11 protein-coding genes and 1 pseudogene are annotated in these 12,861 nt (G+C 64.3%); 6 read left to right on the plus strand and 6 right to left on the minus strand.

Going from position 1 to position 12,861, the window contains the following annotated elements:
• Nucleotides 1-128 precede the first annotated feature (128 nt).
• The gene (locus EOA75_RS04055; RefSeq protein WP_127216907.1) at nucleotides 129-1,172 is read left to right on the plus strand and encodes a LacI family transcriptional regulator; all 1,044 of its coding nucleotides are present in this window, start codon (nucleotides 129-131) and stop codon (nucleotides 1,170-1,172) included.
• Between the two features lie 117 nt (nucleotides 1,173-1,289).
• Here the strand turns inward: EOA75_RS04055 and gndA are convergent, their stop codons facing one another.
• From gndA to EOA75_RS04085, 6 genes are all read right to left on the minus strand, one after another.
• Nucleotides 1,290-2,714, minus strand: coding sequence for an NADP-dependent phosphogluconate dehydrogenase (gene gndA, locus EOA75_RS04060; RefSeq protein ID WP_127216908.1), 1,425 nt, complete (start codon nucleotides 2,712-2,714; stop codon nucleotides 1,290-1,292).
• A 108-nt stretch (nucleotides 2,715-2,822) separates the two neighbouring features.
• The gene (locus EOA75_RS04065) at nucleotides 2,823-4,460 is read right to left on the minus strand and encodes a copper resistance CopC/CopD family protein (protein WP_127323690.1); all 1,638 of its coding nucleotides are present in this window, start codon (nucleotides 4,458-4,460) and stop codon (nucleotides 2,823-2,825) included.
• 52 nt (nucleotides 4,461-4,512) lie between these two features.
• Nucleotides 4,513-5,031: a YcnI family protein gene (locus tag EOA75_RS04070; protein WP_095780096.1), complete on the minus strand. Its 519-nt coding sequence runs from the start codon at nucleotides 5,029-5,031 to the stop codon at nucleotides 4,513-4,515.
• 26 nt (nucleotides 5,032-5,057) lie between these two features.
• Nucleotides 5,058-5,585 (minus strand): copper chaperone PCu(A)C, encoded by a 528-nt coding sequence (locus EOA75_RS04075; RefSeq protein WP_127240079.1) that lies wholly within the window; start codon nucleotides 5,583-5,585, stop codon nucleotides 5,058-5,060.
• A 94-nt stretch (nucleotides 5,586-5,679) separates the two neighbouring features.
• Nucleotides 5,680-6,027 carry a DUF2946 family protein gene (locus EOA75_RS04080; RefSeq protein ID WP_127215390.1) on the minus strand — a complete coding sequence of 116 codons (348 nt, stop codon included), beginning with the start codon at nucleotides 6,025-6,027 and terminating at the stop codon, nucleotides 5,680-5,682.
• A 128-nt stretch (nucleotides 6,028-6,155) separates the two neighbouring features.
• Nucleotides 6,156-7,058 carry a GntR family transcriptional regulator gene (locus EOA75_RS04085; RefSeq protein WP_067318943.1) on the minus strand — a complete coding sequence of 301 codons (903 nt, stop codon included), beginning with the start codon at nucleotides 7,056-7,058 and terminating at the stop codon, nucleotides 6,156-6,158.
• Nucleotides 7,059-7,305: 247 nt separating this feature from the next.
• On the opposite strand from EOA75_RS04085, the gene EOA75_RS04090 reads away from it, so the two are divergent.
• From EOA75_RS04090 to EOA75_RS34855, 5 genes and pseudogenes are all read left to right on the plus strand, one after another.
• A complete protein-coding gene (locus EOA75_RS04090) occupies nucleotides 7,306-8,811 on the plus strand; it encodes an altronate dehydratase family protein (RefSeq protein ID WP_127323691.1) in 1,506 nt (501 codons plus the stop codon).
• Between the two features lie 43 nt (nucleotides 8,812-8,854).
• On the plus strand, nucleotides 8,855-9,853 hold the full coding sequence (locus EOA75_RS04095; protein WP_095800595.1) for an aldo/keto reductase: 999 nt from the start codon (nucleotides 8,855-8,857) through the stop codon (nucleotides 9,851-9,853).
• 191 nt (nucleotides 9,854-10,044) lie between these two features.
• Nucleotides 10,045-11,040 carry an ABC transporter substrate-binding protein gene (locus tag EOA75_RS04100; RefSeq protein ID WP_067004132.1) on the plus strand — a complete coding sequence of 332 codons (996 nt, stop codon included), beginning with the start codon at nucleotides 10,045-10,047 and terminating at the stop codon, nucleotides 11,038-11,040.
• A gap of 154 nt (nucleotides 11,041-11,194) precedes the next feature.
• Complete coding sequence (locus EOA75_RS04105; RefSeq protein WP_127323692.1) at nucleotides 11,195-12,748, plus strand: sugar ABC transporter ATP-binding protein; 1,554 nt, start codon at nucleotides 11,195-11,197, stop codon at nucleotides 12,746-12,748.
• Nucleotides 12,745-12,861 (plus strand): annotated as a pseudogene (locus tag EOA75_RS34855) (ABC transporter permease); the annotation flags it as partial. The gene EOA75_RS04105 and the pseudogene EOA75_RS34855, both read left to right, overlap by 4 nt.

The raw sequence follows: 12,861 nt of genomic DNA on the forward strand, positions 1-12,861 counted from the left end.
TCACGGGCGTTGGCAATCTGTAACGTTTCAGTATATTGCACCGTGTCACGGGCTGAAGGCCGCGCAAATGCGATGGGCGCGATTGCCGGCCGGCTTCGCGGCTGCTATGCGCCTGACGGGCGGGACGAATGGACAGACGAGCAAACGAGAAGGACGACGACACGTCGGCTAAGGAACGGCCGACGCTGAAGACGCTTGCCTTCATGACCGGGCTCGGCGTCACCACCGTCTCGCGCGCTTTGAAGGACGCGCCGGAGATCGGCGCCGAGACCAGGCGGCGCGTGCAGCTCGTCGCCAAGCAGATCGGCTATCGCCCGAACCGCGCCGGCGTGAGGCTGAGGACGGGCAAGACCAACGTCATTAGCCTGGTGCTCAACACCGAGCACGAGCTGATGAGCTTCGTCTCGGACATCATCTACGGCGTCACCGAGGTGATCGCCGACACGCCCTATCACCTGATCGTCACGCCCTATTCGCGCTCGCAGGACCCGCTGGATCCGGTGCGCTATCTGGTGGAGACGGGCTCCGCCGATGGCGTTATCATTTCACGCACGCAGCCCAACGACCCGCGCGCCCGCTATATGCTGGAACGCGGCATCCCATTTGCCACGCATGGCCGCACCGACATGGGGCTGGTGCATCCCTATCACGACTTCGACAACTATGCTTTCGCCGGCGAGGCGGTCCGCCATCTCGCCGGCATGGGCCGGCGCCGGCTGGCTCTGGTGACGCCGCCGGTCGGCCTCACCTATTACGACCACACGGTGAACGGTTTTGCCGATGCGCTGAGCGAAGTCGGCGCCAGCGAGGTGCCGTTCAACACCGTCTCCATCGACCACACGATCGAGCAGATCAGGATGCGAACTGCGCAGCTCATGCTCCGCGAGAGCCGTCCGGACGGCATCGTCAGCAGCGCCGCCGCCGCCACGCTCGCCGTTGTTGCAGGCATCGAGGACGCCGGCCTGAAACTCGGCCGCGATGTCGACGTGGTGTCGAAACAGTCCTCGGAAGTGCTGCATTTGTTCCGGCGCGAACTGCTGGTCGTGAACGAGAATTTCCGGCTCGCCGGCTCCGAGCTTGCCCGCGCTGTGCTCGGCTGGATCGGCGGCAAGGAACCTGGCTCACTGCAATCGCTGAGCAAACCGAGCGAGGTCCTGCCCTATCGGGGTTGACTGGCGCGAGTTGAGAGTCAGGTCAGGCCGAGTCGGCGGCTTCCGAGAACTGGAAGCGTCCTTGAGTAGGACCGGGAGCGCAGGAAGCCGCCCTTTGCACGCTGGCCTAACCTGACTCTAGGCGGCGCCGCTTCCCCACGGCCCATGGAACGCCCCCTCCTCGCCGATGCGCTCGAAGCCGTGCGCGCCGAAGAAATCGCGCTGCGCCTGGATCAGGTTCGAGGTGCCGCGGCCCTGGCGATAGCTGTCGAAATAGGCGAGCGCCGAGGACAGCGCCGGCACCGGCGAGCCGGCTTCGGAGGCCCGCGCGACGATGCGCCTGAGCGACGGATGCGCCTCCTTCATCATGGCGATGAAGGCCGGCGCCATCAGGAGATTGGTCGAGGCGCCGCCTGAGCCGAAGGCCTCCGCCATTGTGTCCAGTATCTGCGAGCGGATGATGCAGCCGGCACGCCATATGTTGGCGATGGTGGGCATCGGCAGGCTCCAGTTGAATTCCTTTGAGGCGCCGCTCATCACAGCAAAACCTTGCGCGTAAGCCGCGATCTTGCCGGCGAACAGCGCCAGCTCGAGATCCTTCAGCAGCGCCGCCTTGTCGCCGGAAATCTTCTCGACGCCGATATTGCCGTAGGCCTTTTCCGCCGCCTGCCGTTCGTCCTTGATCGACGACAGCACGCGCGCCGCGACGGCAGCCTCGATGGCCGTCGCCGGAATGCCGAGCTGCTGCGCTTCGATGATCGACCATTTGCCGGTGCCCTTCTGGCCGGCGCGATCGAGGATGATGTCGACCACCGGCCTGCCGGTCTTGGGATCGTCGGCTGCGAGAACCTTGGCGGTGATCTCGATCAGGTAGGAGTTGAGCCTGCCCTTGTTCCAGCCGTCGAAGACCCTGCCGATCTCTTTCGGCTCCATGCCGAGACCGTCGCGCAGTATGCCGTAGATCTCGGCGATCATCTGCATGTCGGCATATTCGATGCCGTTGTGGATGGTCTTGACGAAATGTCCGGCGCCGTCGGTGCCGAGCCAGGCGGCGCAAGGCTCGTCCTTGAACTTGGCGCAAATCGCCGTCAGCACCCTCTCGACGCGCTTCCAGGAGTCTTCCGTGCCCCCGACCATTATTGACGGCCCGTGGCGCGCGCCCTCCTCGCCGCCCGAGACGCCCATGCCGATGAAGGTCAGGCCGGAGCCCGACAGCTCGGAGAAGCGCCGCATCGTGTCGCGGAAATTGGCATTGCCGGCATCGATGACGATGTCGTTGTCGGAGAGCACGCCGCGCAGCGCCGATATCTGCTCGTCGACCGGCTTGCCGGCCAGCACCATGATGATGATCGGCCGAGGCGGCCGGATCGCTGCGGCGAGTTCCTCCAGGCTGTAGCAGGGCACAACCATGTCCCTGAGCGCGCCTGCGCTCTCGACGAAGGCGTCGGTGCGCGAACCGGTGCGGTTGAACACGGCGATGCGGTGCCCATGCTCGGCGATGTTGAGCGCCAGGTTGGAGCCCATCGTGCCAAGGCCGATCAGGCCGATTTCGGCTTTTTCCATCGTTTCTTCCCTGCTTTCGAACTTTTGTTGAAGCCGCGCTTTGGACGGATGATTGACGGGCCTTCGCGACGGCGTCAACCGCCTCGCCGAATTGTGTCGCGGCCCAGGTCAGTCGGCTCTGATATCAATTGGCGCTTCAATCTTCACCATCTCGAAATCGGAAACCAGGATGTCGAGCCGAGCGTTCCAGCGGCCGGGCAGCGGGATGACGAGATCGTCGACGCGCCAGGTGCCGTCGCCGCGTTTCGTCGCCGGCCGCTTGATCGGCTCGATGCCGGAATCCGGCTTCGACAGCACCAGGGTCACCTGCTTGGCATCCATCGGGCCGAAATCGCCGGTCATGATCACCATCGAGGCGGCAACCTGGCCGGCATGGCCGGGCGTGATGCTGAGATCGGCCATCCCCTGCAGGGTGTGGATGTGGATCGAGGCCGGCTGCGCTGCGGCGATCGCCAGCGCGCGTGGCGGCGGCGTGAAGCGCCAGCCGGCGGCGACGCCGAAGATGGCAAGCACGATCAGCGTCTCGATGCCGATCGAACGCACCAGCCGCCGCTGCACTTCCGTGTCGCCCGTTTCGGCCGGCGCGGTCAGCGTCCATCGGTTCACGGAGGCAAGGGTGAACAGGAACAAAAGCAGGGCCAGTTTCAGCAGCAGCAGGCGGCCATAGGCGGTGTTGATCAGCGCTGCCGGTTCGCGCACTTGGATGATCGCCAGCACGATGCCGCTTATCGCAAGCACGGCAACCACGGGGAGGATCGCGCGCGAAAACCGGCGCAAGAAGATTTTGGCCTTCGCCGGCTGACAACGCAACGCAAGGCCGAGCGGTGCGAGCGCGCCGCTCCAGAAGGCGATGGCTGTGCCATGCAGGAAAACCAGCGGCCGCGTCAGCCATTGCGGCTCGGCGGCACTGGCGTGGCCGCTTGCCGCAAGCGCCGTGCCCACACCGACGAGCCCGGCGAGCGCAAGCAGCTTGCCAAGAGCGCGCGGTCCGGCGAGGGACAGCAAGGCAAGGCCGAGTGCAATCAGGGCGGCAAGCACCGTCCAGCCGAAGCTGGTGGCAAGCGCGGTCTCCCACACGATGGGCGCCGCAAACCGGGCGAGCGGCGCGCCGAGCGCGTCCAACCCCTGAAATCCGAGCGAGAACGGGGCGGCGGCCAGTCCGCACAGAAGAGCGCCGATAACGAAACCCTGGCCCCAGCGACAGTCTCCCGCGAGCCAGGCGAGCGCGAAGGCGCCGCCGGCGCCGAGGAACAGCCCGGCATAGAGAAGGAGCTTACCCATCCAGATTGCCGTGCGCAGCGCCAAATCGACGGCTTCGCCCGCTACCGGCGCAGCACTTGGCGCGCCGACGGAAAACAGCGCCGAGCCGCCGACCGGATGGCCGTCCTCCGAAATCACCCGCCAGCTCAGCACATGCGTGCCGGATTCGAGCCTTTCCGGATTATCGATCTCGACGGTCTGATCGTTGAGCCGGAAGGAGGTCAGCGAAAGTTGCGTGCCGTCCGGCCGCACCAGAGTGAGCACCAGGGGCGAAACCGGCTCGCTGAAGGTCAGCGAGAACCGCGCGGGACTCTGCGACAGCACCGCACCATCGGGCGGATCGGTCGCGACCAAGGCCGCATGCGCGAGGGCGCGGCCGGGAAGCACCAGCAGCAGCACGAGTACGAAAGCCGCGAACAGGCCGCTGGCGACTGGCCCGATGCGCATGCCCGTCAGGCGGATTGGGAAAGTTGCTGCTGCGTTCATGCGGTCTTTCGAGAAGGGACGGCGCGCCCGAATGGGACGCGCCATCGAGAGATCATTTCTTCGGCAGCAATTTGATGCCGGGCGCCGGATTTTCCAGTGCATCCTCATCCTGTCCCGCCGCCGGAATCTCGATCCAGCGATCGGCGGCATCGCCGCATTCCTGGACCACCGGGAAATAGAGCATCTGGCCGGCCGGAAGATCGGCGGCGAGCGAAGCACGGAAAATGAACTCGTCATAGAATTCGTCCGGCAGGTTGCCGCCGCTCCAGTCGACTTCCTTGACGCCGGTGGTCAGCGTCTCGCCATAGAGCTGGTAGGATTTCTCGTATCGGCCTTTCTTGGTCTGCAGCGTCCAGCCGGGCTTTGGCATCGGCTTGACCGAAATGACGCCTTCCGGAATCTGCACGCGCACCGCGGTCGTCGCCTTGCCCTCGCAGCCATGCGGCACGCGCAGGACGGCCTTATAGGTCGAGCCGACGGCCGCTTCCTGGGTTTCGAGCGTGATGTGCGCAAGCGCGGCGTTTGTCCCGAGCGCCAGAACCGCGCCCACCGCCAAAAGATACTTCTTCATGAATTGTCCCTCTAATTTCGAAATGATCACTCGGCGTGATCGTCCATGCTGCCCATCTCGCCCATGCCCTCGACGGCGAACTCGACTTTGACGCTGCCGGCCTTCTCGAAGGTCAGCGTGGCCGGGAATTTCTCGCCCTGCTTGGGCTGTCGCTTCAGGCCGATGAACATCAGGTGATAGCCACCCGGCTTCAGTGCGACCTTGCCGCCGGCCGGGATCACGAGCCCGCCGCTCACCGGCCGCATAGTCATGACGCCGTCCTTGACACTCATCTCATGCAATTCGGCCTTGTCGGAGATGTCGGAGGAAATCGACAGCAGCCGGTCGGGCGAGCCGCCCTTGTTGGTGACGGTGAAATAGCCGCCGGCCACCTTGGCGCCGGGCGGCGTTGCGCGGGACCACGGGTGCCCGACTTCCAGGTCACCGGCCTTGAATTCATGCGCCTGGGCGCCGGGAACGCATGCGAACAGAAGAAGAGCGAACACGGCAAGGCCGAGCCGTTCGAAACCGCGCGGACGAGCTTGCGCTCGCGCGGCGGGAAGAAGATTGGACATGGTTGCTCCATGAGTATGAGATCGCGCCGTGATCCGGCCGCGAGCAGTCTGATCTTGGATGAATGCGCCTGCGAAAGGGTTTCGCGGGTTTTTGTCAGACTGCGGCCGGCGGCGCGCGCGGATTGGCCGGAGAGCGGTCGCGGGCAAAATCGAGATGCCGAAAGGCGAAAGGCGGGAAAGCGACCGCGTCGAACACCAGCACCCTGACGGGCGCACGGGTATCCGGCGGCGGCAGATGCGCCGGCGAAACCAGGCTGCAGCCAGCCAAGCAGCAAGCCGGCATATGCTGCCGGTGCGGATCGCCGCCCGGAAGCTTGACCGCCCCGTCATGGGTGCAGATGACGTTGCCGAAGGCATCAAGCTGCGAAGGAGCGCCAAAGGCGAAGGCGCCAAGCGCCGACTGAAGCAACAGCAGCAGCGCCGCGACGAACGCGGTCGGCATGCTCCATCGTCTCAGCCGGATATCCAAATGACCTGCCTCTTTCCAGCAATTCCACCGAGCCTAGCATGGGGGCGGCGGCCGGAAAATCGTCAAAACCGGGCTGCGGCAACGCGGCGCGACGCGCCTGATCAGGCGGGCTGCACCTGCCGCCCTTCCGGAATTGAGCTCAACAGCGTCTGGCGCGCCGACTTCAGGTGCTTGCGGCAGGCGGCGTCCACCTTGGCGGGATCGCGCGATTTCAGCGCCGCGATATAGGCCAGATGCTCCTGGACTGCGACCTCGTTGCGCTCGCGTTCCTGCGCCTTGTTCCATTGGTAGTGGTAGTGGAAGATCATCGCGATCACATCGTAGAAATCGACGATGAAGCGGTTGTGCGAGGCGCGGTGGATCAGCCGGTGGAAGCGCTCATCGAGCTCGGAGAATTCGTTGAAGCGCGTCGCGATCTCGCTCGCCAGTTGGCGATGTTCGATCTCCAGCCGGTCGAGATCGGCCCAGACCGCGCTATCCTGCGGCAGCGCGACGAAGGCAGCCGCCGAACGCAGCTCGAACATCTCGCGGATCTCGGTCAGCTCAAGCGCGAAAGCGCGGGTGAAGCCCTTGAGCACCCAATGGCTGTTGCGCCGCTTCTCGATCAGGCCGAAGCGCGAGAAGCGGATCAGGAATTCGCGCACGCTGGTGGTGCCGACGCCGATCTCGCGCGCCAGCTCGAGCTCGTTGATCTGCATGCCCGCTTCCGCGCCGCCGGCGAGCAGCCGGCGCATGAAGGAGCGCTCGATGATCTCGGCCAGCGAGTCGGTCTCTTCCTCGGGGAAGAAATCTTCCGCCTTCGGCGCCCGCAGCACCGTTTTGTTGCGCTTGTTCCAGGCGATCAGCCCGGTTTCTTCCATGCGCGAAAGAATGCTGCGCACCGTGGTGCGGCTGACGCCGAGCAGCGTTCCGAGCTCGGGCTCGGACGGCAGGCTCCTGGTTTCGTCGAGCAGCCGCAGTCCGCGGTTGAAGGCGTCCTTGTAGACGTTGTTGCTCTTCGACATGCCCGTATCCCCAACGCTTGCGGCAGCCGGCCGGAAGCGCAATATGATCGGTGTTCCTAGCGCAAGCCTCCGAAATGCGGAACGAATTTCGCCGGCTTTATCTAACGGGCGGCCACGCACCCAAGGGCGCGGCGCGCGATGAAAAAACAATTGACGCAAAAATGTTTTTTCACGATAAAAGACATTATCCTCAAACGGGCGCATGTCAATCCGCCCACACTCCCAGGTTTACCCAGGACAGCCGCCCGTGAACGCCGCAAGCACCATTCTTCTTTCCCCCGCCGACAATGTCGCGGTCGCCAATGGCCGCATCGAGATCGGTGCGGCGCTGCCCGGCGGCGCGGTTGCGGTGGCGGCGATCGACCCTGGGCACAAGGTGGCGATCAAGCCGATCGCGGCGGGCGAAGCGGGGGTGAAATATGCGCAGGCGATCGGCCGCGCCACTCAAGCCATCGCGCCGGGCGAGCACGTCCACTCGCACAATCTGGTGTTCGAGAGTGGCCGCCTGCCGGTGGTGCCGCCGAGCGAGGCCGAGCACGCCACCGAAGCGGACCGCAAGCGCACCTTCATGGGCTATCGCCGCGCCGATGGTCGCGCCGGAACGCGCAACTTCATCGGCATCATCGCCAGCGTCAATTGCTCGTCCACCGTCTGCCATGCGATCGCCGACGAGGCCAATCGCACGCTTTTGCCGAAATATCCCGGCATCGACGGTTTCGTGCCCATCGTCCACGGCCAGGGCTGCGGCATGAGCGCCACCGGCGACGGCATGATGGTGCTGCACCGCACGCTGGCCGGCTATGCTCGCCACCCGAATTTCGGCGGCGTGCTGATGGTCGGTCTGGGCTGCGAGGTCAACCAGCTCACCCTTTATGGCCAAAAGGGCGTCGCGGCGGGAAAGCGGCACTTCAACATCCAGGAGGCCGGCGGCTCGCGCAAATCCGTCGAGCGGGCGATGGGCGTGCTGGCCGAGATCGCCGAGGAGGTCGGCCAGTTGCAGCGCGAACCGATCCCGGTCAGCGAAATCGTCGTCGGCCTGCAATGCGGCGGCTCGGACGGCATGTCCGGCATCACCGCCAATCCGGCGCTGGGGGCGGCGGTCGATATTCTGGCCGGCTGCGGCGGCATCGGCATCCTGTCCGAGACGACCGAGATCTACGGCGCCGAGCATCTGCTTGCCTATCGCGCCGCCTCGCCCGAGATCGCAGCCAAGCTCGACGGCTTTGTGAAATGGTGGGAGGACCATACAGCCAAGCACGGCGCCTCGATCGACAACAATCCCTCGCCGGGCAACAAGCGCGGCGGCCTGACCACGATCCTGGAGAAATCGCTGGGTGCTGTTGCCAAGGGCGGTCAGACGCCGCTCAACGGCGTCTTCGGTTACGCCGAGAAGGTCAGCGGCAGCGGCTTGGTGTTCATGGACACGCCCGGCTACGATCCGGTCTCGGCCACCGGCCAGGTGGCCGGCGGCGCCAATGTCATCGTCTTCACCACCGGCCGCGGCTCCTGCTTCGGCTGCCGTCCGACGCCGTCGATCAAGGTCGCCACGAACTCGACCATGTACCACCAGATGGAAGAGGACATGGACGTCAATTGCGGTGTCATCGCTTCCGGCGAGAAGACGATCGCCGGCATGGGCCGCGAGATCTTCGAGCTGATCATCGAGACGGCGTCCGGACGCAAGACCAAGAGCGAGGCGTTCGGCTACGGCGACAACGAGTTCGTGCCCTGGCATCTCGGCGCGACGCTCTAAATAGTCGAAACGACCGCCGGTCGAACGGCAAAGGGAGGCTTTGATGAACAAACGCCGGATCGGCGCGACCGCGCTCGAAGTCACCGAAGTCAGCTTCGGCGGCGCCGCCATCGGCGGCCTTTATCGCGCCTGTCCGCGCGAGCCCGCAATGGAAACGCTGCAAGCGGCCTGGGACGGCGGGCTGCGTTACTTCGACACCGCGCCCTTCTACGGCTTCGGCCTGTCGGAGCGGCGCACAGGCGATTTCCTGCGTGAGAAGCCGCGCTCCTCCTATGTGCTCTCGACCAAGGTCGGCCGCCTGTTCCGGCCGGTGCCGGAGGACCAGGTTCCCGATCACTCCTATGTCGATCCGCTACCCTTCGCGCTCGACTACGACTATTCCTATGACGGCATCATGCGCTCAGTGGATTTTTCCTACGCGCGGCTCGGCCTCAACAAGATCGACATCCTGTTCGTCCACGACATCGGCGTCTACACGCATGGCGTCGAGAAGACGAAGCTGCATTTCCGTCAGCTGATGGACGGCGGGCTGAAGGCGCTGGAGGAGCTGAAATCGTCCGGCACGATTTCCGCCTACGGTCTTGGCGTCAACGAGGTCCAGATCTGCCTTGACGTGCTTCGCCGCGCGCCGCTCGACTGCATCCTGCTCGCCAGCCGCTATTCGCTGCTTGATCGCAGCGCCGAGGCCGACCTGCTGCCGCTTTGCCGCGAGCGGCGGACCTCGCTGATCATCGGCGGCGTCTTCAACTCGGGCATATTGGCGACGGGACCGGTGCATGGCGCGCATTTCGACTATCTGCCGGCGAGCAAGGATATTCTCGACCGCGTCAGCGCAATGGAGCGCATCGCCATCGGAGGTGGCTATCCGCTGGCCGCTGCCGCGTTCCAATTCCCTCTGCACGAGCCTGTCGTTGCCTCGGTGCTGACCGGCACCGCCAAGCCCGCTAATCTGACGCGCAATCTCGAACTGCTGGATGTCAAGGTAGCGGCGGCGGAATTTGCCAAATACGATCCTTATACGATCGTCCAGCAGCTTGGCTGAGATGCGGAGATCCAGCAGACCGATCAGCTGCCACGCCATCACGCAAACGGCATGAGACACCGCTTGCATCGATCAGGGCAATGCACTATCAAAATCGAGCAAATGTTTTTTATTGATAAAGTTCTGTTTGGCTTGCGCCTATCCAGATGGAGCTTCCGAACCTTCACCGGGCGATTTTAGGGAGGAACCTAATGAAATTCGTAACCAGCCTTCTCAACCGCCGCGCCTTCGTGGCTTTAGCCGCCGCCTCAATGCTCGCCGGTGCGATGCATTCGGCACCCGCCTCGGCGGCCGACGTGACCATCCCAATCATCGTCAAGGACACGACTTCGTTCTACTGGCAAATCGTGCTGGCCGGCGCCCGCAAGGCCGGCAAGGATCTCGGCATCAACGTGCCGGAGCTCGGCGCCCAGGCCGAAACCGACGTCAACGGTCAGATCTCGATCCTCGAGAACGCCGTCGCCGGCAATCCGGCCGCGATCGTGATCGCGCCGACCGAGGCCAAGGCGCTCGGCAAGCCGATCGACGAGGCGGCGACCAAGGTCAAGGTCATCGGCATCGACTCCAGCGCCGAATCCAAGGCCTTCACCTCCTTCCTCACCACCGACAACGTCCAGGGCGGCCGTGTCGCGGCTGACGGTCTCGCTGCCGCGATCGGCGCCGCCAATGGCGGCAAAGTCGAGGGCAAGGTTGCGCTGATCACCGCGCTGCCCGGCGCCGGCTCGCTCGAGCAGCGCGCGCAAGGGTTCAAGGAACAGCTCAAGGCGAAATATCCCGGCCTCGAACTGGTCGCCGACAAATATGCCGACGGTCAGGCCACCACCGGCCTCAACATCGCGACCGACCTGATCACCGCCAATCCGGACCTCAAGGGCATCTTCGCCTCGAACCTGATCATGGCGCAGGGCGTTGGCCAGGCGATCGCCGAGAACAACCTCGCCGGCAAGGTGGCGCTGATCGGTTTCGACAGCGACGAGAAGCTGATCAAGTTCCTCAACGACGGCGTCATCTCCGGCCTCGTCGTCCAGGATCCATACCGGATGGGCTACGACGGCATCAAGACCGCCTTAGCCGCCTCGAAGGGCGAGAAGGTCGAGGCCAATGTCGACACCGGCGCCAATCTCGTGACCAAGGACAACATGAAGGATCCGAAGATCGACGCGCTGCTCAACCCGAAGCTCAACTGATCTTCGCGACATTCGTTTCCGGGGCTTCGCCGCCCCGGAAACATCGCCGCGGACAGTTTGGAAATCCGCCGGCTTACTTTAGGCTCTGCCTTCTAGATGCGCGCCAGACGCATCGCTGCGTATCCAACGGTTGGATCAATCTGGGAGGATTGTTATGACGTCGACGGCGCAGGAACTGCACCCGCCCCCCACGCTGAAACCGGGCAGGACCATCCTCGAGTTGAAAGGCCTGGAAAAGCGCTATCCCGGCACGCATGCGCTGAAGCCGGTGGACCTTGCCTTCAAGTCGGGCGAGATCCACGCCATCGTCGGCGAGAACGGCGCCGGCAAATCGACGCTGATAAAGCTTTTAACCGGCGTCATGCCGCGCACCTCCGGCGAAGTCGTCTGGGAAGGTAAACCCGAGGCGCTGGCCACGCCGCACGAGGCGATGGCGCTCGGCATCAATGCCGTCCACCAGGAGGTCGTGCTTTGCCGCCACCTCACCGTCGCCGCCAACATGTTCCTCGGCGAGGAGAATTCCCGCTTCGGTCTGTTGCAGCAGCGCGCCATGGTGAAAGAAGCGCAGAAGATCATCGATGGGCTCGGCTTCGACCTGCCCGCGCATGTCATGCTGGGCGACCTCACCATCGGCCAGCAGCAGCTGATCGCCGCCGCCCGCGCCACGGTACGCGGGACAAAGTTCCTCATCTTCGACGAGCCGACCGCCTACCTCACCCGCAAGGAGGCCGACCAGCTGTTCAAGCTGATCCGCCGTCTGAAAGGCGAAGGCGTCACCATCATCTATATCAGCCACCGCATGGAGGAGGTGTTCGAGCTTGCCGACCGTGTTTCGGTGCTGCGCGACGGCACCCTCGTCGGCACGCGCAACATAGCCGAGACCAGCGAGCCGGAACTGGTCAAGCTGATGATCAACCGCTCGATCGAGCAGATCTACCACAAGGAGCATTTCACGCCGGGCGCGACGATCGTCGAGACTCGGAATCTCTCCGGCAAGGGTTTCGAGAACGTCTCGGTGACTGTCCGCGCGGGCGAGATCGTCGGACTTTACGGCTTGATCGGAGCCGGCCGCAGCGAGTTCGTCACCACGCTTTACGGCCGCCACAGGAAGTCGGCCGGTCAGATCCTGTGGCAAGGCAAGGAGGTGCAAGTCAACTCCGAGCATGACGCGATAAGGCTCGGCATGGCCCTCGCCCCCGAAAGCCGCCGCGACCAAGGCCTCTGCCTCAACCTGCCGGTCGGCACGAATCTGAACCTGCCGATCTACAAGCGCATCTCGAGCAATCTTCTGATCTCAGGCTCGCGCGAGAAGGCCGAGGCCGATCGCCAGATAGCCGATCTCAGGATCAAGACGCCGACCCGCCACGCGCTGGCCTCCAGCCTGTCGGGCGGCAACCAGCAGAAGATCGTCATCGGCAAATGGCTGGCGCATGGCGCCAAGCTGTTCATCTTCGACGAGCCGACGGTCGGCGTCGATCTCGGCACCAAGGCCGAGATTTACCGGCTGTTCTCGACGCTTCTGTCCAAGGGCGCCGGCATCATCCTGATCTCGTCCTACCTGCCGGAAGTCTACGAGCTCGCCGACACGCTGCATGTGTTCCGCCGCGGCAAGCTGGTCGCCACGCATGGCTTCCGCACCGCCAGCCATGAGGACATTTTGGGCCAAGCGCTGGCCGAGAAACAAGAAAAGACGGGAGGACAAAAATGAGCACCGAGGCGATCCCCGCCGAAAAGCCGAAGCGCAATTACAACGCCCTGTTCGGGCTGACGCTGCTCGGCTTGTTGCTTTTGATGTGGATCGTGCTGGCGGTCGCCACACCC

Source organism: Mesorhizobium sp. M1A.F.Ca.IN.022.07.1.1, assembly GCF_003997575.1.
GTDB lineage: Bacteria > Pseudomonadota > Alphaproteobacteria > Rhizobiales > Rhizobiaceae > Mesorhizobium.